Source organism: Mesorhizobium sp. M0778, from assembly GCF_040320105.1.
In the GTDB taxonomy this organism is placed as follows: Bacteria; Pseudomonadota; Alphaproteobacteria; order Rhizobiales; family Rhizobiaceae; genus Mesorhizobium.
Window position 1 is genome coordinate 209,316 of record NZ_JAMYPA010000005.1, and the last position, 18,028, is coordinate 227,343.

13 protein-coding genes and 1 tRNA gene are annotated in these 18,028 nt (G+C 65.1%); 4 read left to right on the forward strand and 10 right to left on the reverse strand.

Going from position 1 to position 18,028, the window contains the following annotated elements; genetic code table 11:
• Positions 1-15 precede the first annotated feature (15 nt).
• Positions 16-879: a prephenate dehydratase gene (locus NKI22_RS09835; protein WP_352483265.1), complete on the forward strand. Its 864-nt coding sequence runs from the start codon at positions 16-18 to the stop codon at positions 877-879.
• Positions 880-886: 7 nt separating this feature from the next.
• Here NKI22_RS09835 and NKI22_RS09840 read toward each other — a convergent pair whose 3' ends face one another.
• Together NKI22_RS09840 and NKI22_RS09845 are read right to left on the reverse strand one after the other, a co-directional pair.
• Positions 887-1,243: a hypothetical protein gene (locus NKI22_RS09840; protein WP_352815782.1), complete on the reverse strand. Its 357-nt coding sequence runs from the start codon at positions 1,241-1,243 to the stop codon at positions 887-889.
• Positions 1,244-1,297: 54 nt separating this feature from the next.
• Entirely contained in the window at positions 1,298-2,242 is a 945-nt protein-coding gene (locus NKI22_RS09845) for a class I SAM-dependent methyltransferase (protein WP_352483267.1), read from the reverse strand.
• A gap of 108 nt (positions 2,243-2,350) precedes the next feature.
• Between NKI22_RS09845 and NKI22_RS09850 the strand changes: the two genes are divergently transcribed.
• Together NKI22_RS09850 and NKI22_RS09855 are read left to right on the forward strand one after the other, a co-directional pair.
• Positions 2,351-3,361 carry a ligase-associated DNA damage response exonuclease gene (locus NKI22_RS09850; protein ID WP_352815784.1) on the forward strand — a complete coding sequence of 337 codons (1,011 nt, stop codon included), beginning with the start codon at positions 2,351-2,353 and terminating at the stop codon, positions 3,359-3,361.
• A 226-nt stretch (positions 3,362-3,587) separates the two neighbouring features.
• Positions 3,588-5,189, forward strand: a complete 1,602-nt coding sequence (locus tag NKI22_RS09855) for a cisplatin damage response ATP-dependent DNA ligase (protein WP_023717851.1) — start codon at positions 3,588-3,590, stop codon at positions 5,187-5,189.
• 100 nt (positions 5,190-5,289) lie between these two features.
• Here NKI22_RS09855 and NKI22_RS09860 read toward each other — a convergent pair whose 3' ends face one another.
• A complete protein-coding gene (locus NKI22_RS09860) occupies positions 5,290-6,453 on the reverse strand; it encodes a hypothetical protein (RefSeq protein WP_352815786.1) in 1,164 nt (387 codons plus the stop codon).
• Positions 6,454-6,836: 383 nt separating this feature from the next.
• On the opposite strand from NKI22_RS09860, the gene NKI22_RS09865 reads away from it, so the two are divergent.
• Positions 6,837-6,912: transfer RNA gene (locus tag NKI22_RS09865), tRNA-Thr, on the forward strand.
• A gap of 35 nt (positions 6,913-6,947) precedes the next feature.
• Here the strand turns inward: NKI22_RS09865 and NKI22_RS09870 are convergent.
• The 7 genes from NKI22_RS09870 to NKI22_RS09900 form a co-directional block, all read right to left on the reverse strand.
• Positions 6,948-7,574, reverse strand: a complete 627-nt coding sequence (locus tag NKI22_RS09870) for a LysE family translocator (protein WP_352815788.1) — start codon at positions 7,572-7,574, stop codon at positions 6,948-6,950.
• A 300-nt stretch (positions 7,575-7,874) separates the two neighbouring features.
• Positions 7,875-10,559, reverse strand: coding sequence for an ATP-binding protein (locus NKI22_RS09875; RefSeq protein ID WP_352815790.1), 2,685 nt, complete (start codon positions 10,557-10,559; stop codon positions 7,875-7,877).
• A 528-nt stretch (positions 10,560-11,087) separates the two neighbouring features.
• A complete protein-coding gene (locus NKI22_RS09880; RefSeq protein ID WP_352815793.1) occupies positions 11,088-12,677 on the reverse strand; it encodes an indolepyruvate oxidoreductase subunit beta family protein in 1,590 nt (529 codons plus the stop codon).
• Positions 12,670-14,823: a thiamine pyrophosphate-dependent enzyme gene (locus NKI22_RS09885; RefSeq protein ID WP_352815795.1), complete on the reverse strand. Its 2,154-nt coding sequence runs from the start codon at positions 14,821-14,823 to the stop codon at positions 12,670-12,672. The genes NKI22_RS09880 and NKI22_RS09885 overlap by 8 nt, the downstream gene beginning before the upstream one ends.
• Before the next feature lie 45 nt (positions 14,824-14,868).
• A complete protein-coding gene (locus NKI22_RS09890) occupies positions 14,869-15,345 on the reverse strand; it encodes a MarR family winged helix-turn-helix transcriptional regulator (RefSeq protein WP_352815797.1) in 477 nt (158 codons plus the stop codon).
• On the reverse strand, positions 15,345-16,916 hold the full coding sequence (locus tag NKI22_RS09895) for a phytoene desaturase family protein (protein WP_352815799.1): 1,572 nt from the start codon (positions 16,914-16,916) through the stop codon (positions 15,345-15,347). Before NKI22_RS09895 ends, NKI22_RS09890 begins: the two co-directional genes overlap by 1 nt.
• A gap of 311 nt (positions 16,917-17,227) precedes the next feature.
• A complete protein-coding gene (locus NKI22_RS09900; RefSeq protein ID WP_352815801.1) occupies positions 17,228-18,019 on the reverse strand; it encodes a cyclase family protein in 792 nt (263 codons plus the stop codon).
• Between the last annotated feature and the right edge of the window lie 9 nt (positions 18,020-18,028).

Consider the following 18,028-nt stretch of genomic DNA (forward strand, 5'->3'; position numbering starts at 1 on the left):
CCCGAGACTCTGCGCATGCCTGAAAAGACCAACAAAATATCCTTCCAGGGCGAGCCGGGCGCCAATTCCGACACCGCCTGCCGCAACATGTTCCCATCGATGGAGCCGTTGCCGTGCCCGACCTTTGAGGACGCCTTCAACGCCGTCGAGACCGGCAAGGCCGATCTGGCGATGATCCCGATCGAGAACACCATTGCCGGCCGCGTCGCCGACATCCATCACCTCTTGCCGGAATCGAAGCTGCACATCATCGGCGAATATTTCCTGCCGATCCACTTCCAGCTCATGGTGCTGCCCGGCGTCAGGCGCGACGAGATCCGGACCGTGCACAGCCACATCCACGCGCTCGGCCAATGCCGCAAATACATCCGCAAGAACGGCTGGAAGGCGACGGTTGCCGGCGACACGGCGGGCGCCGCCAAGATGGTCGCCGCGATGAAGGACCGCACCATGGCCGCGCTGGCGCCGGCGCTGGCCTCGACGCTCTACGGGCTCGACATCATCGAGGAGAATGTCGAGGACACCGACAGCAACGTCACCCGTTTCGTCGTGCTGACCAAGAACAAGCAATGGGCCGAACGCCCCTCGGCCGACGCCAAGATGATGACGACCTTCATCTTCCGCGTCCGCAACGTGCCTGCCGCGCTCTACAAGGCGATGGGCGGCTTCGCCACCAACGGCATCAACATGACCAAGCTGGAAAGCTACCAGCTCGGCGCGTTTACGGCGACGCTGTTCTACGCCGACATAGAGGGCCATCCCGACGACCCGCTGGTGAAGCTGGCGCTCGACGAGCTCGCCTTCTTCTCGCGCGAAATGCGCATTCTCGGCGTCTACCCCGCCAGTGCCTCGCGCGAGCAATGGAAGGTGGCGGATTAGGGTCCGGTCAGGTCAGGCTGCGCTTGTTCTGCTTGGCCGGCTTGCCGCATTCGCGGCGGCTGATCGACCGGTTCATGGCGTCGATCTTGCCGCTTGCCTGGTCGGCGTCACGTTTGGCTTTTGAGCGCATGTCCGGCGTGAACGGGCCGAAGCCCGTCGCCGGGTTGGAGAAGGACGGCTTGGCGTCCACCGGCAAATGATATTGCTGCGCCAGGCCGTTTCGTTGCGCCAGCAATTGGTCGCAAGGCACCTTGTCATATAGCAGCGAGGACTGGACGTTTTCGTCCTGCCGTTCGGACATCGAATTGCCCACGCAGCCGGCCATCGCCAGGCAAGATGCCAAGACCATCATGTTCCAGCGCATGAACGTGCTCCTTGTCTTTCGCAGCTGCCACTCTCCTGTGCAGCGGCAGGAGTCTTAGCCAGATTTTACGCTGCCGGAAAGCAAGCTTGCCAGTACGGCAAGCCCTTCGACCGGTTCGCGGCGATCCTGCCGGATAATCGTTGCCTGAAGCGACAGGACCGAAAAGCCGTTGGCGTCCAGAACCCGCTCTACATAGCTTTGCGAATGCGCATAGCGGCGCGACGGCTGCAAGGCGAAATCGCCGCTGCCAGATAGGTCGCCGCCGGAGAGCGTCTCGACGGAGAACGCAAACAGACCGCCGCCGGCAAGCATTCCGGCAATCTTGGTCACCACCTTGTCGAGTGCGCCGAGATAGATGAACACATCTGCCGCCGTCACCAGATCGGCTTTCGGGCCTGAATAGCAAAAATCCTGCAGGTCCGTCTTGACGAGCAGATCGTAGACGCCTTTGGCGCGCGCCTGCCTCAGCATGCCGGCCGAGATGTCGTAACCCTCCAGCCGATCGGCGATCGGCCGCAGTCTCTGGCCCATGAGGCCGGTGCCGCAGCCGAGATCGAGCACCAGCGAAAACCGGCCCGGCCGTGCTGCCCGGATGGCTCGGTCGAGACATTCGGGCAGACGATAGCCTAGCCTGTCGACCAGCTCACCCTCGAAGCTTCCGGCATAGTGGTCGTACAGCGTCTCGACAAAGGCGCTGGGCGGCGCCTGGGCGGCCGCTGCCTTGCCGATCAATTGCAGCTTGAGCACCGCGCCGAGCCTGTCCGCCGGGTCCAGCCGCAGTGCCGTCGTCCAGGCCTGCGCGGCGAGATCGGGCGCGCCCGCCGCCTCCTGCATCTCACCGAGGCGGAACCAGCCGGCCGGCCATTGCGGCGCCAGTTCGAGCGCGCCGAGCAGCAATTCCGACGCTGCCGCATGATCGCCGGACGCATGGAGCATTTCGGCATAGTCGGCGCGGCGGTCGGCGGTCGGATCGCCGGACGAAGTCTGGAGCGGTTTCATGGCGATCAGGTTCCGCCGGTGTTTTGCGGCCGGCCTGCGCTCTATGCTGGAGTCAGCAGTGACTTACAACAGGCTTCCCGCGCCGGAATTAGCGCCTATCTTGGGGCCATGCGCGCCAGCGACCTGCTTCATCCCCGGCCGGAAGGGCTGTATTGCCCGCCCGGCGATTTCTTCATCGACCCGGTGCGGCCGGTCAACCGGGCGCTGATCACACATGGCCATTCCGACCATGCCCGCCCCGGCCACCGCTCGGTGATGGCGACGCAGCAGACGCTCGACATCATGGGGCTGCGCTACGGCGAAGATTTTGCCGGAACGACGCAAGCCGCCGTGCTCGGCGAGACGATCACGCTCGACGGCGTCACCGTCAGCTTTCACCCGGCTGGCCATGTGCTGGGCTCGGCGCAGATCAAGGTCGCGCATCAGGGCACATGCATCGTCGCGTCCGGCGACTATAAGCGCCAGAAGGACGCGACCTGCGAGCCGTTCGAGCCACTCAAATGCGACGTCTTCATCACCGAGGCGACGTTCGGCCTGCCGGTGTTCCGCCATCCGCCCGATACCGAAGAGATCGCGCGGCTGCTGAAATCGACCGAGCAGTTTCCCGAGCGCACGCATCTGGTCGGCGCCTATGCGCTCGGCAAGGCGCAGCGCGTCATGCGCCTGCTGCGCGATGCCGGCTACGAAAAGCCGATCTACATCCATGGCGCGCTGGCCAAGCTCAGTGAATACTACCAGAGCCAGGACATCGATCTCGGCACACTGGAACCGGCGACCGTCGAGAGCGGTGCGAAACGCGACTTTGCCGGCGCCATCGTCGTCGGCCCGCCATCCGCGTTCGCCGATCGCTGGGCGCGGCGTTTTCCCGATCCGATGTCGTGCTTCGCCTCAGGCTGGATGCGCATCCGCCAGCGCGCCAAGCAGGGCGGCGTCGAGCTGCCGCTGATCATCTCCGATCACTCCGACTGGGACGAGCTGATCGCGACGATCAAGGAGACCGGCGCCGAAGAAATCTGGGTGACGCATGGCCGCGAGGAGGCGCTGGTGCGCTGGTGCGAACTCGAAGGCATCGCCGCCAAGCCGCTGCATCTGGTTGGCTATGAGGACGAGGGCGATTGATGGTGGAAATCGCCGGTATGGCGTTCTGTCGCGCCCCCCTCTGGCCTGCCGGCCATCTCCCCCACGAGGGGGGAGATCGGCAGCTTTGGCGCCGCGCTCGTTCCCTCAACGCTGGAGATTGGCGAAACCAGTGGCGACATCCAATCTCCCCCCTCGTGGGGGAGATGTCCGGCAGGACAGAGGGGGGCGCGACAGAACGCGAGGCTGGCCCCTTGGCGCTCCACTCATGAACCGCTTCGCCGAGCTTCTCGACCGGCTGGTGCTGACGCCGTCGCGCAACGGCAAGCTGACGCTTTTGACCGACTATTTCCGCGGCGTCGAGGATCCGGATCGCGGGCTGGCGCTGGCGGCCATTACCGGCGATCTGTCGATCGCCGCGGTCAAGCCGGCAATGCTGCGCACGCTGGTCGTCGAGCGCATGGATCCGGTGCTGTTCGGCTATTCCTACGATTATGTCGGCGATCTGGCCGAGACCGTGTCGCTGGTCTGGCCGCAAGCGCCGGTCGACATTGCGAACCACGAGCCGACGCTGGCCGAGGTGGTGGCGAAGCTGCAGGCGGCGAGCCGTTCCGACGGGCCGCAGGTGCTGGCCCGGCTGCTCGACAGCGCCAGCACTTCGGCGCGCTTTGCCATCATAAAGCTAGTCACCGGCGGCCTGCGCATCGGCGTCTCGGCGCGGCTGGCCAAGCAGGCGCTGGCCGATTTCGGCAAGGTCGATATCGCTGAGATCGAGGAACTCTGGCACGGGCTGACGCCGCCTTATACGGCGCTGTTCGCCTGGCTGGAGGGCAAGGCGGAAAAACCCAGGAAAACGGCGCTGGCGCTGTTCAGGCCGGTGATGCTGTCGAATGCCGTCGGTGACGGCGACCTCGAAAAGCTCGACCCGGCCGACTACGCGGCCGAATGGAAATGGGACGGCATCCGCGTCCAGGCAGTTTGCGAAGGCGGCATTCGCCGGCTCTATTCGCGCACCGGTGACGACGTTTCCGGCGCCTTTCCGGATCTTGCCGAGGCGATGGATTTTTCCGGCGCCCTCGATGGCGAGCTTCTGGTCGGTGACCCCAGGCAGGCGACGGGCACGTTCTCGGACCTGCAGCAGCGGCTGAACCGCAAGAGCGTGTCACCCAAGATCCAGCAGCAATACCCGGCCTTTATGCGCTGCTACGATGCGCTGCAGATCGGCGACGAGGATGTGCGCGGACTTCCCTTCCGCGAACGGCGCGGCCGGCTCGAGGCCTTTGTGAGGACACTCGATCCGAGCCGCTTCGATCTGTCGCCGCTGGTCGAATTCACCAACTGGCAGGCGCTGGAGGAATTGCGCCGCAAGCCGCTGCATCCGGTCATCGAAGGCGTCATGCTGAAGCGCTGGGATTCGCCTTATGTGGCCGGGCGGCCGAAGGGCCCCTGGTTCAAATGGAAGCGCGATCCGCACACCGTCGACGCCGTGCTGATGTATGCCCAGCGCGGCCACGGCAAGCGCTCGAGCTTCTATTCCGACTACACATTCGGCGTCTGGTCCGGGCCGGAAGGATCGGAAGAGCTGGTGCCGGTGGGGAAAGCCTATTTCGGCTTCACCGACGAAGAACTGAGGCAGATCGACAAATATGTCCGCGACAACACGATCGAGCGCTTTGGCCCGGTCCGCTCGGTGCGTGCCGACCGCAGACAAGGCCTGGTGCTCGAGGTGGCATTCGAAGGGCTCAACCGCTCGACGCGGCACAAATCGGGCGTCGCCATGCGCTTTCCGCGCATTTCACGACTGCGCTGGGACAAGCCGGCAGCCGAAGCCGACCGCATCGAGACGCTGCAGGCGCTGCTGGACAGTTAATGCATGTCGCGCAAAAGTGTGCAGCGGTTTTGCGGTAACGACATGCATCAAACAATAACCTGAAGCGCGTCGCATGAGGCCGGTCGAACGCGACGCGCTTCTAGGGAACGACTGAAACGCGGATCTCGTAGATGTCGACCGACTTGCCCTGCTTGTCGAAGTCGGAATTGATGGCGATGGTGCCGGCAGCGCCCGGACGCTTGTCGGGAAGGCGCACGTCGAACAGATATTCATTGCGCTCGCGACCGACCGCATAGCGCTTGCGGCCACAGTCGCCGAGTTCGCCGAAATTGCAGTCGACGGAAATCTGCGTCTCCTGCCCCTCCTCGGAGCGTGCGATGATGTCGAATGTGGCATGCTTGCCGGCGATCCTCTCCAGCACGCCTTGCCCGACGTCGAAGCTGATGGCCGAGCCGGATGCGCCCGAGCGGATGCGCAGGAAGGAACCGCTTTCGTCCTGGACAACGTCGGCCTTGGCGTCCGACGGCGCATTGACCTGCGTCGGGTCGCCCGGCGAAAACACGTTGATCCAGTCGCGCGCCTGGTCCTCCTCGCCCTGCTTTGGCGGCGAAGCGGTGTCATCCGGCGTGAAATCGTCGCCGTCGACCGTTGGCGGCACTTCCGGCGGCGCCGTGTCGAGTTCGGTTGCCGATTTGAAGACGCCGGTCTGGTTGGCGAAATAAAGGCCGATGCCGGCGGCTGCGAGCAGCGTCACACCGAGGAAGATCGCGGTCAAAGGCAGGCGCCGCCGCCTCGCCCGCCGGTCGTCGCGGTCGGGCGTCACTTCCGCATCGTCGGTTTCGACGTCGGCTTCGGTCGGAGCCGAGGCCCCCATGTCGATCACCGGCACTTCGGCAACAGGTGCATCGGGCATGATGTCGGGGACGACCGGTAGGACGCGCGACCGAGGCGCATCGGATTCGGGCGGCTGCGCCGGACCGTCAACGACGACATCGGGCGACGGCACGGGCTCGGCTTCGGTTTCGGTTTCAGCTGGAGGCTCCACCGCCGGTGCTGTCTCCAAACTGTCGGTCGGCGCGGCGACGTCGGGAACCGCCGGCAGGAATTCCGATTCGATTTCGGTGATCTTGGCCTGGACCGCCTTGCGGCGCTTGATGGCGACCTCCACGGTGACGTTTGGATTGGCCTGCAGGGCACGGTCGAGTGCCGCGAAAGCCGATCGATAGACCCGCTCGCGAAACGCCCGGTCGTCGGCATTGCCTTTCTCGAAGGCATTGCGGATCGCTTTTTCGATCGCGTCCAAGCAAATTCCCTCTGCAATTTCACTCACATTGTCATGATCGTTAGCCGCAGGCGACCAATCAATCAACAAGCGAGCGGCCGCATTCTGCCTTGCCGAGGGGTGCAAAGCTCATTTCGGCGGTTTTCGGTAAAGGAATCAACATTTTTCGCTGCTTTTCCGGTCACGGCGGCAACGTGGCGGTCGGGGCGGCCGTGCGAAACGGCGTCGCACGGCCTATGGCGGATCGGCGCGGCTGCTGCCCTTGCACCCGGCCCGGGACCGATACGATTTGCCAAGCCTCGTCCTTGAATTCGCGGCTGCCATCTTGAATTCAACGCTACCATCTTGAATTAAACGCTGGTTGCGTCTATCACCCAGCCCATCCTGGAAGCTCGGCTTCCCGGGCCGCTTTAGCTCAGTTGGTAGAGCACATCATTCGTAATGATGGGGTCGCGTGTTCGAGTCACGCAAGCGGCACCAAACGACCTATCCCGCGCGCCACCTTCAACCAGCGCTCAGCCGAGTGGAAAGGCCGACGCCGCCGAGACGAGCGCGAGCATTGCCAGCACGACCCCCGCCGCCCGGCAGATGACCCGATGATGCCGCATCGCGGCAGCGCGCACCACCGGACGCGAAAGGGCGACGGCCAGAAATCCGTACCAGCCTATGTCGATGATGGCGACGATGGCCGCGACCATCAGCATCTCGTTCGAATTCCGGATCGGCAGCATCAGCCCCATGAAGGCGACGGCAAAGAAAGTGGCGGTTTCAGGCGAGAGAATGCTGATGAGAAACCCGCCGGCAAACAATCCGGCCTGCCGTCTCTGAGGCTCGTCGCCGGCGGCCGGCGGCGCCGTTCTGGCGATGCGCAGGGCCATCCAGCCAAGGACCGCCGCACCGGCGATCTTGACCGCCGGCACCGACAGCGACCCGGAAAGATGAACGGCGCCAAACGCCACCAAGACCGCCAGCACGGCGGTTCCGGCGCCGATCCCGGCCACGAGCGGAATCGTCCTGCCAAAGCCGTGCAGGGAGGCAAGGCTGCCGGTCGCGAGCCCGATCGGGCCTGGTGTGATCATGATCACCGTATATGCCGCCAGGAATTGCAGCATGGCCGTCGACGGCAGAAGCGAATTTGACATTGCAGCCTCCCGTTCGTTGCGTCGATCACAGAGCGGCGAGGAATTCCCGTCGCGCCCCAGCCGCCGGACGCCGGCGGCGGTTCCCCGCACCGCCGCCGTTGCCCGCCTTCGCCCCCGGATCGTGAAGGCGTCGTGGTGTTGGGAGGTCCATCCACGCTGCGAGCAGAAGCCTACGCGGAGCGGCGGGCATGCAAATCGGTACCGCCACCCATTTTTAGGCGGTCGATTTCCCAGTTTTCGCGGAAATTTCGCGGCGGGAACTACCCAGAGCCTGTTCCATCCCGACAGAATCGGCTGGAATCATGGTCCCGTCTGGTGCGGTTCCAACGGATGGGTGCCGGTCAGGAGCCACGGCTCGCCGCGCAGCCGCAGGAGGATTTCCATGCGGTTTGCGGCGTTGAGCTTGCCGAGCAGCGAGGAGACGTGATGCTCGATCGTGCGGGGCGAGCGCGACAAATGTCGCGCGACTTCCTTGTTGCTGATGCCCTGGGCGATCAGGGCGAGCACCTTCTGCTCGTGCTGTGTCAGGCCGAGTGGATGGCGACGGGCCGCCGCATAGGGTCCGCGCTGCACCTTCGGCAGCAGGCCTGACAGGCCCTGACGCTGCGCGAGCTTGCGCGCCAGCGCTGCGGCCGCGGGCGCGTCGATCTCGTCCAGCATCGCCACGGCGCGAGCGAGCGCCGTTCCGGCATCCGCCCCACGAACCTGCATGAGGGCAAGTGCTGCCTCGTAGGGCAGCGAGAAACGCGTCCACTCCGCCGCGGCGGCCTGCGGGTCGCCGACAAGCTCGGCGGACCAGGGCGACGGTATGGGCGCCGATAGCGCCGGCAGCGATCCGGGCATTCCGCATCGACGCCACCAGACCGACAATTCGCCAAGGTCCCTGGGGCGGAAATTGTCGAGGTTCATGGCCGCCAGCTCGGTAAGCTGCGCGTGGCCGGCGCCGATATCCTCGGCGAGCCAGGCCGCCTCCGTCAGCGCCAGGCGAACCGGGACGATACGCTGCGGCTCGCCGGTCGTCTGCCCCTCCGCAAGGGCCCGCTGCAAAAGGTCGACGCCGTCGGTCTCGCCCAGCCTTACGCGGACCGTGCCAAGCACGGTGAGCGCCGGCAAGTGCATCACCATCGGCAGGCGCTCCACATTCATGACGCCCTGAGCGATGGTTGCGGCCTCGCGAAACCGACCCTGTTCCATGCAAAGCTGCGCCTGCCGGCCGAGCAGGTATTGCGCCGCCGAATCGAGGTCGTGCCTGGTGCAGAATGCGATGCCTTCGGCCAGCAGCCGCTCCGCCAACTCGAAGTCCTTGGCCACCACCGCGCATTCCGCAAAGTTCGTATAGGCCCGCGCCGCATGGTCGTGGAGCCCGTGCTCGAGCGCCAGGGCAAGGCTTTCCTCCAGCCGCTCACGGCCGCCGGGACGGTCGGCGAACATGAGCGCGGTGCCGACATTGTTGAGGGCGTGAACGCGCGTCTCGACCTCACCCAGCCGATCGGCCAGGCTGATCGCGCGCTCGCCCCATTCGATCGCCTCGTCGAAACGATAGTGCAGCATGTGGAGCTGCGAGCGTGTGCTGTAGGCCATTGCCACTTCGGGACCCGGCGGCAGGCTTTCCACCTCATGCACGGCCTGGTCCGCATACTCTTCCGCCTGCGGACCTTCGCCGCGCCGCCAGTGCAGCCGCGACAGCCAGCGCAAATTGAGCCCTATCTTGTCGACCCGGTCCAGCTGCCGCCAGATAGCGATGGCGCGATGCCGGGCCTCGATGATGGCGTCATAGACAAGCAGCGCCAGGCCGGCCTCGTACGCCCAGTCCTCGTGCAACTGCGCGGCCAGTTCCGGCGGGGCTTGGTCGACATATCTGAGTGCGGTCGCCAGATGCGAGGCCGCCTCCCGGTGCGCGCCCAGGCGGGCGGCCTGCCTGGCGGCAAGCGGCGCGAGTTCGAGCACGCGTTCGCCATTGTCGGCGCCGCCGGCGTGATGGACGCGGCGCGAAAGCAGAGCGCTTGCCTGCGACGCCGGAACTTCCGAGAGAGCCGCTTCGACCTTGGAATGAAGCAAACGTTGCAGAGAGGGGGAGAGCCGGTCGAGCGTCGCTTCCCTGGCAAGCTCGTGGCGAAATGTCAGCGCGCCCTGATCGTCCCGCCGCAGCAATCCACGGTCGACGCATCGATCCACGAGCGCTTCGGTTTCGTCCCCGAGAAGGGCCCGGATCAGCCACGGCTCAACGCTGCCCGGCATGATGCTCATGACCTCCAGCACGTCGCGCTCTCCAGGCGTCAGGCGCGACAGGCGGGACCACACCGCATCGCGTATGGAATCGGGCACGCGCGCCGATTCGGTCTCGCTGCTGGACAGGAGCTCGGTAACGAAGAAGGGATTGCCCTCAGTAATGCGGTAAAGCCCGTCGGCGGAACGGCCGGCCTGTTCGGCCAGCATCGTAACTGCCTGGGGAGACAGCGGTTTAAGCGTCACGCGGCGTACGGAGGCGGCGGGAAGATCGCCGAGCACGTGGGTCAGCGGGTGATCGGCGTTCAAGTCCTCTCTGCGCATGCTGAGCACCAGCATGGTGCGGAGCAGGGAGACGCGGCGACCGAGATATCTTACGAGGTCGAGCGTCGCATTATCCGCCCAATGCATGTCCTCGAAGATGAGCACGGTCGTGCCCTTGGCGCGCTGCAGCGCGTTCAGCAATGCCGGGAAAAGCCGCTCCGGGGCTGCGGTCTCCTCAAGCAGCGCTGCCACGCGCGGGTCGAGCAAGTGCGCCATGTCCTGGAGAGGGCCCAATGGACGCGGCGTGAAGAGCGCCTCGCACCAGCCCCACAGCACCCGGCAGTCCCGGTCGGCGTTTTCCGCGAATTCGCGCAGCAGACAGGTCTTGCCTAGGCCCGCCTCGCCATGCACCAGCACGGTCCCACCATGTCCGGCAGCAGCTCTCTCGGCCGCGGCCAACAAAGCTCCAAGTGGGTCCTCTCGCTCAAGCAGCATCAAACCCGCGCCTCCAGAATATTGAAGGTACAACAGTAGGCAATGAGTGCAACACGCTCATTTCACATGACCTCACATGACCGCGGCGATTTGGCAAATCACCCCTCGGAAGCGGGCGTTATTTTGTCCCGGAGCCGATATGTTTGCTGCTGCCATAGGCATGAAGACTACAAAACAGGCAGACAACCAAGGCGGCGACAAGACCTAGCGAAGCGGGCTGGATAGCCTCACTTCCGTGATGATAGCGTGAAAGAAACGCGTTCCATCGATCCAGCCCAAAGCCTATCTCATCGTCGGCCGTTCCGGCCTGACGTTCAACAGGGGGTGAAAATCATGGAAGAGGAAGACGATGTCCTAACCGACCTGAGCTATGTTGCCGAAAATTTCGATGATGTGGCAAAGGAAACGATCGTCCTGGTGCTGGAGGGCGATCGCCGAGATCATTGACCTCAGAATTGCCCTGCAGACTGCCGCGTCGAAGGCGACATGGGCAACAGACTGAGTTGCAGCCGGGGTTGAACGAGCGCCTCAGCTCGGCGAGGTGTCACCCAGCGACGCCACGGTTTTCAGCGCGCCGTCAAGCATGTCGCCCTTCTCGTCCTTCAGCGCGGCTTCGCGCAGGCGTCTGATCCAGTCGGCGGCGTCCGGGCGGCCCTTGACCACGTCGAGCGCCGACAGCACGCGGTCGAACTTCGACTGCGCGCGGGCATGGGTATCGCTGTAGCCTTTGATCAGCCGGCGGCAGTTGAGGATCTCCGTGCCAAGCGCGTAGTCCTGGCCGACTTGGCCGAGAGCCAGCGCATACCAGCGCTCGAGATGCGCGGTCTCGACCTTGTGGCGCAGCAGGCGGCGGCGCCAGCGGCGCAGGCCGCCGATGAACCACAATGCGGCAAAGCCGGCAAAACTGTCGGTGCGGATGTGGCGGCCGCGGTTGATGCGGCGGTCGAGGAATGCGGCGAGCTTCGGCCGGCTTTCGATATAGCTGCCGAGCCCGGCCGGCAGCGTGCCGCAGAATTCCTCAATGCGCGGATGGAAATATTCGGTCACCTGCAGGACCGAGCCGTCCTTGACGCCGACCTCGCGGCGTACGCGTCGGTCGCGGCTCGAGCGCGTCTTCAGGTCGGCGACGCGGATCATGTCGTCGTAGCACATCGCATTGGCCAAATGCTTTGCCGCGGCGATCGACAGCGCGTAGTCATGTTCGGCATTGTCCAGGACGACGGCCCGGTCTAGCCGGTCGAGATACTCGCCGCCATAGGCGATGTCCTGATAGTCGACAACCTTTTTCAGACCGCGAAGCGCCATGTCGTGCAGTGGCACAGGCAGCGCAGCGACGCGCGCCGCCAATTGTTGCCAGCCCTTCAACAGCCTTTCCGGGCCGCTGACTTCTGTCGCCGCGCCCGAGCCGGTTTCAGCGGCCGCCGGCTGTGCCGTCCTATCGCCCGAAGGCGCACTCGCGATGCCGCGCGCCCGATCGTAGGAGGCGCCGAAGGCGGCGAGGCTGGCCTTCACACCGCGGCCGCCGGCACTGACCGCCTGCTCGTAGCTCTCGCGCGTGAACGGCAAGGCGTCGGACCCGGCCAGTGCGCCGAGCAGGCTGGCCGAGATCATCGAGCCATGATCGGCGGCGATCTTTTCCATGTCGAAGGCGATGAAGCGCTTGGCGGCTGCCTCGGCAGTCGCATGCACCTTTGGCGACGATGCACGTCCGTCGCCGGGCTCGATCTTTTCCGAGACCGCTGCGATGCGGTGCGACGAGGCGATCAGCGTCGTGCGCTCCGGCGTGACGAAGCCGCGGATGATGGCGCGGCCGGCCTCCATCAGTTCGGCGGCGATCAATATATCGACGTCGCCCTGCGACGGCGACAGCGCAAAGACCGGCAGGCGGCCGGTATCGCGGCACATCTCGACGTAATAGATGGTGGCGCCGGTGCGCTGGGCGACGCCGGCGACCGAGGTCGATTGCGCGACATAGCCGTTGCGCTCGGCGACGTCGGTGATCCAGTCGGCCAGCACGCCGCCCCCCTGGCCGCCGACCGCCAGCACGGCGAGCTTGATGACGCGCTCGTCGTCCGGCGCGCCGGCCTTGGAACGGGCTGATGGGACAGCGTCAAGCATCGGCGAATGTCAGGCGCCGGCCTTCACGGCGCCGCTGCAAGAGGCCGATCATGGCGCGGCGCGCCGCTTCCAGGAAACGGTCCCGGCGGCTCGGATTGTGCACCACGTCGGCGCGGTAAAAGGACGGGCAGAGCACCGCCGCGTCGGCAACCTCGCCGCAATTGCCACAGCCGACGCAGCTCTCGTCGATATGCGCCACCGGATCGTCGCGCAGCGGGTCGTCCAGCGACTTCACCGATAGCGACGGGCAGCCGGAAAGCCGCATGCAGGCATGGTCGCCAGTGCAGATATCCTCGTCGACGCCGAATTTCGGCTTGACCATCCGCTTACCGCCCTTGATCGCCTTGTCGACCAAAGGCTTTTCGCGGCGCTGCCGGTTGAGCATGCATTCGGACGAGGCGACGATGACTTTTGGGCCCTTCTCGTCCGTCGTCAGCGCTTCGCGCAACGCGTCTTGCATCTTGGTTACGTCGTAGGTGCGGTCGATGTGGCGCAGCCATTTGACGCCCATCCCCTTCACCGCCTCGGTGATCGGATGCTTGGTCGACTTCGTCTTGTTGCCGGCGCGGGACGACAGGATGTCCTGCCCTCCGGTCGCGGCCGAATAGAAATTGTCGACGATGACGATGACGCCGTCATTCTTGTTGAACACCGCATTGCCGATCGATGAGGTCAGGCCGTTGTGCCAGAAGCCGCCATCGCCGACGAAGGAGATCGAGCGGCGCCTGGCATCGGGCGAATTGAACGCCGAGGCCGAGGCCGGCCCCAATCCGTAGCCCATGGTGGTGGCGCCGAGCTCGAAGGGCGGCATGATCGAAAACAGATGACAGCCAATGTCGGAGGCGATGTGGTGCTTGCCCAACTCCTGTTCGACCAGCTTGGTCGCTGCGAAGATCGGCCGCTCCGGGCAGCCGACGCAGAAGCCGGGCGGGCGGCCCGGGACGACGTTGATCAGGTCGGCGGTGTCGAGCCCGTCGCCGATCTTGTTCGGCGCGCGGACCTCGCTTGGCAGCAGATGCGGGATGGTGGCGCGCAGGAATGATCCGATGCCGTCGAGCATCACCTGGCCGGTGTATTCGCCGGCCATCGGCAGATGTTCCTTGCCGACGAGCTTGGTGCCGCGCCCGGCCTTGTGCAGCATCGCGGCAAAGGCCTGTTCGATGTAGTTGGGCTGGCCTTCCTCGACGACCAGGACGGCGTCCTTGCCTTCGCAGAAGGACAGGAACTCGTCATCGACCAGCGGGTAGACGGCGTTCAGCACATAGAGCGGCACGTCGGTGTCGCCATAGGTGTCGGCGAGGCCGAGCCGCTGCAGCGCCCGGATGACGGAATTGTACATGCCGCCCTGCATGACGATGCCGACCGCGCCGTGCTCCGGGCCGAAGAACTCGTTGATCTTGTTGTCGCGGATGAAATCCACCGCCGCCGGCCAGCGTTTCTGCACCTTTTCCTTCTCGTGCAGGAAGGACGCGGGCGGCAGCACGATGCGGCCGGTGTCGCGGCGCGGCGCCTCGAGCGCATCGGCGACCGTCATCGCCGGGCGCTTGTTATCCTTGGCGATGAAATGGCCGTGCACATGGCAGCAGCGGATGCGCACCTGCAGCATGACCGGCGTGTTGGAAACCTCGGACAGGTCGAAGCCGTCCTCTACCGCCTTGACGATCGACGGCAGGTTCGGTCGCGGGTCGAGCAGCCAGACCTGGCTTTTCATGGCGAAGGCGTGGCTGCGCTCCTGCATGATCGACGATCCTTCGCCGTAATCCTCGCCGACGATGATCAGTGCGCCGCCGGTGACGCCGCCGGACGCCAGGTTGGCCAGCGCGTCGGACGCGACATTGGTGCCGACCGTCGACTTGAAGGTCGCCGCGCCGCGGATCGGATAGTGCACCGATGCCGCCAGCATGGCGGTCGCGGTGGCTTCCGAGGCGCTTGCCTCGAAATGCACGCCAAGCTCGCCCAGGATATCCTGCGCGTCGGCCAGCACGTCCATCAAATGGCTGATCGGCGCGCCCTGATAGCCGCCGACATAACCGACGCCGCATTGCAGCAGCGCCTTGGTGATCGCGAGGATGCCCTCGCCGGAAAACTCCTCGCCGGCACCGAGCCTGAGCTTTTCGACTTCCTTGGCAAAAGACCGTTCGGCCATTTTGGGCTCCTTCCGTTGCCGCCAGGAATCTGGCGGCGCGTAAGATCAGATGTCGTGCTTGCGAATGTTCTTCAGCATCTTCTGCAGTGTCGCGATCAGCGCCGCGTATTCGGCATCGTCGATGTCATCGAACATGACCTCGAACGCGTCATGCATGGCCGGCCAGGCGCGCGCGAATTCGGCGCGGCCATCGTCGGTCAGGAACACATGGCGGATACGGCTGTCGGTGACCCCCTGCTCGCGCCGCACAAACCCTTGCCCCTCCAGCGTGTCGAGCGTCCGGCTCAAGGTCGACTGCTCGATGACAGTATAGACCGACAGATCGTTGACGGTGACGCCATCGGTGACCGACAGGACGGCCAGCGTCCTCACCTGCGGAATGGTCAGGCCCTGCTTGCGGAAATTATCTCGCAAGGTGGCATTGTAGCGGCCCATGATGCGGTTCATCAGATAGGGCGCGAATTGCTGCAGGCCGATTTGGCCCAGTGTCGAGATGCGCTGGCGCACAACCTTCTGTTCCATCACAGCCTCCCCGCCAGGAGAAAACCGGAGCCGCCGCCCAAGCCAGCACCCGGATGGGTCGAGGCGCCGATATGGTAGAGGCCCTTGACGCCGGTATCGTGATTGCGGCTCGTCTTGAACGGCCGCCACAAGAACGACTGGTCGATAGCCGAGGAGCCGCCATAGGGATCGCCGCCGACCAAGTTGATGTTCATCGCTTCCAGATCGGCGGGCGAATAGGCGCGGCGTGCGATGACGCTCTCCTTGAATCCTTCGATATGACTGGCAAGGATGGCTTCGGCGCGGTCGGCATAGGTTTCGCGCAGCGCCTCGGTCCAGCGGCCGTCCGCAGGTGTCTGCAGTTTGCCGGCGGCATCGCCCTTGATATGCCGTGGCGCCTCGGGCAATTGCAGCCACAGGATCGCCTTGCCGTCCGGACAGCGCGACGGGTCGAGCGCATGCGGCTGGCCAACGCAGATGGTCGGCACCTCCGGCAACATACCGCGCACGGCCTCGTTGCAGGCCTTCGACACGCCGTCGAGCCCGGGTGTCAGATGCAGCAGCGCGACCTTGTCCAGCCCCTCGCCGCGCCATGCCGGCGGCTTGTCCAAGGCATAGTGGATCTGGAAATTGCCCTTGCCGTAGAGGTATTTTTGCGCTGCTTCGGCGTCGTCCTTTGCAGCATCCCTGCCGAGCAGCCGGTCGTAAAGCTGGGTCGGCGTGACCGAGCAGATCACGCTCTTCTTGGCGGTCACGATCTCGCCGGAAGCCAGCCGCACGCCGGTTGCACGGCCTCCGCTCTGGACGATGGCCGCGACGTCGGCGCCGGTGCGGATTTCGCCGCCACGTTCCCTTATCAGGGCTTCGAAGGCGGACAGCAGGTTCCTGGCACCGCCCTTGACGATCGGCGCGCCGGCCGCCTCAAGCGCGAAGGCGATGACCTTGGCGATCTGTCCCGAAAACGCATCTTCGGGCCCGAGGCCGGCATGCAGCACCCAGGGCGCCCACAGCGCGCGCATGGTTTCCGACTGGTAGGTGCTTTCCAGCCAGCCGCGCGCCGGCACCAGCGCGTCGCCGACAAAGGCGGCAAGGCCACGCGGGCCGCGCCGCCATGCCTCGCCCGCCAGCAGCTTTGCCGTCGGGTAAGACCACAGGCTGCCGCCGAGCAGCCCGAACAGGAGGCCGGCATTGCGCTCGATCTCGCCGACATCGCTGCCGTGCCGGTCGCCGTCGCCCGCGGCAAGCGCATTGGCCGCCGCGACATTGGCGGCGCGATCGGTGCGCAGGATGGCATGGCTGCCATCCGGACGCAGCACGCCGCTGGGCGTGACGGTGTTGCAAAACTCCAGGCCGTGCCGCGCCAGATCCTTGCCCAGCGCCGCATAGGCCGGCGAGGTGATGAACAGAACGAAGGTCGTCGCCATCACGTCGTGGATGAAGCCGGGCGCGGTGATTTCTTCTGTGCGCATGCAGCCGCCGATGCGGTCGTTGCGCTCGAGCACCAGCACCTTCGCCCCCTTGCCGCCAAGCATCGCGGCGCAGACCAGCGCGTTGATGCCGCTGCCGACGATGATGTGATCAGGAGCGCTCATCGATGCGTGCTCCCGGTGAGCGGAAGGTGGAATTCATTTGCGCGGGTTGGCGTTCCTTCGCGCCCCCCTCTGTCCTGCCGGACATCTCCCCCACTTGGGGGGAGATCGGCTGTCACCGCGGCCTTCGCCACTCTCCAACGTCGCAGGAATGAGCGGGGCGCCGAAACTGCCAATCTCCCCCCAAGTGGGGGAGATGTCCGGCAGGACAGAGGGGGGCGCCGTAGAGCCCCAGCTTTGCAAGGCTGCCGCTCCCAATTCGTCACTACAACGCTGCCTGCGCACATGATCTTCTCCCGAAGACCGCAGCTACCCTATTGCCTTGGCACCAACGCCAACGCGCGGATCGGGCTGCCGGTGCCGTGCTCGATTTTGAGTGGTGCGGCGATCAGGATCGCGCCTTTCGGCGGCAGCCGGTCGAGGTTGCACAGGCTGGCGAGGCCGTAGCGATTGGCCTTGTGCATCAGGCTGTGCGCCGGGAATGGCGGCTCCATGCCGCCGGCCTTGCCGGCATCGGTGCCGATCGTCTCGCTGCCCCAGCCCTTGATGTCCTTGCCGATCAGATACTGGATGGCTTCCGCGGTCGGGCCGGGCGTGTGAGGACCGGTCTCATTGGCGTTGAGGAACTCGGCTTCCGAGCCGTTGCGCTTATACCAGTCGGTGCGCATCACCACCCACTCGCCCGCGTTGATAACGCCATGTTCGGCTTCCCATGCCTTGATGTGATCGACGGCGAGCAGGAAATCGTGATCGGCGGCCGCTTCCTTCGAACAGTCGATGACATTGACGGGTCCGACAAAATTCTGCGCCGGAATGGTGTCGGTGGCGCCGTCCGGATAATCCTTACCGGTGATCCAGTGATTGGGCGCATCAAAATGCGTGCCTGAATGCTCGCCGAGTTTGAGCCAGTTCCACGCCCACCAAGGTCCGTTCTTGTCATAGGCGGAGATGGCGTGGATCTCGATCTTCGGCGTGTCTACCGCCAGTTCCGGCGGCAGCTTGATCAGCGGTGTGTCCGGCCCGAGCGGCGCCGTCAGGTCGACCACCTGGATGGCGCCTGAAAGAAGCTGGCCGGCGACTTCGCCGAGGAGTTGTTGCGTATCCATGGTCTGTGT

Coding starts and splice junctions, on each gene's coding strand:
- NKI22_RS09835 (WP_352483265.1), top strand. CDS start 16: ATGCCTGAAAAGACCAACAAAATATCCTTCCAGGGCGAGCCGGGCGCC.
- NKI22_RS09840 (WP_352815782.1), bottom strand. CDS start 1,243: ATGCGCTGGAACATGATGGTCTTGGCATCTTGCCTGGCGATGGCCGGC.
- NKI22_RS09845 (WP_352483267.1), bottom strand. CDS start 2,242: ATGAAACCGCTCCAGACTTCGTCCGGCGATCCGACCGCCGACCGCCGC.
- NKI22_RS09850 (WP_352815784.1), top strand. CDS start 2,351: ATGCGCGCCAGCGACCTGCTTCATCCCCGGCCGGAAGGGCTGTATTGC.
- NKI22_RS09855 (WP_023717851.1), top strand. CDS start 3,588: ATGAACCGCTTCGCCGAGCTTCTCGACCGGCTGGTGCTGACGCCGTCG.
- NKI22_RS09870 (WP_352815788.1), bottom strand. CDS start 7,574: ATGTCAAATTCGCTTCTGCCGTCGACGGCCATGCTGCAATTCCTGGCG.
- NKI22_RS09875 (WP_352815790.1), bottom strand. CDS start 10,559: ATGCTGCTTGAGCGAGAGGACCCACTTGGAGCTTTGTTGGCCGCGGCC.
- NKI22_RS09880 (WP_352815793.1), bottom strand. CDS start 12,677: ATGCTTGACGCTGTCCCATCAGCCCGTTCCAAGGCCGGCGCGCCGGAC.
- NKI22_RS09885 (WP_352815795.1), bottom strand. CDS start 14,823: ATGGCCGAACGGTCTTTTGCCAAGGAAGTCGAAAAGCTCAGGCTCGGT.
- NKI22_RS09890 (WP_352815797.1), bottom strand. CDS start 15,345: ATGGAACAGAAGGTTGTGCGCCAGCGCATCTCGACACTGGGCCAAATC.
- NKI22_RS09895 (WP_352815799.1), bottom strand. CDS start 16,916: ATGAGCGCTCCTGATCACATCATCGTCGGCAGCGGCATCAACGCGCTG.
- NKI22_RS09900 (WP_352815801.1), bottom strand. CDS start 18,019: ATGGATACGCAACAACTCCTCGGCGAAGTCGCCGGCCAGCTTCTTTCA.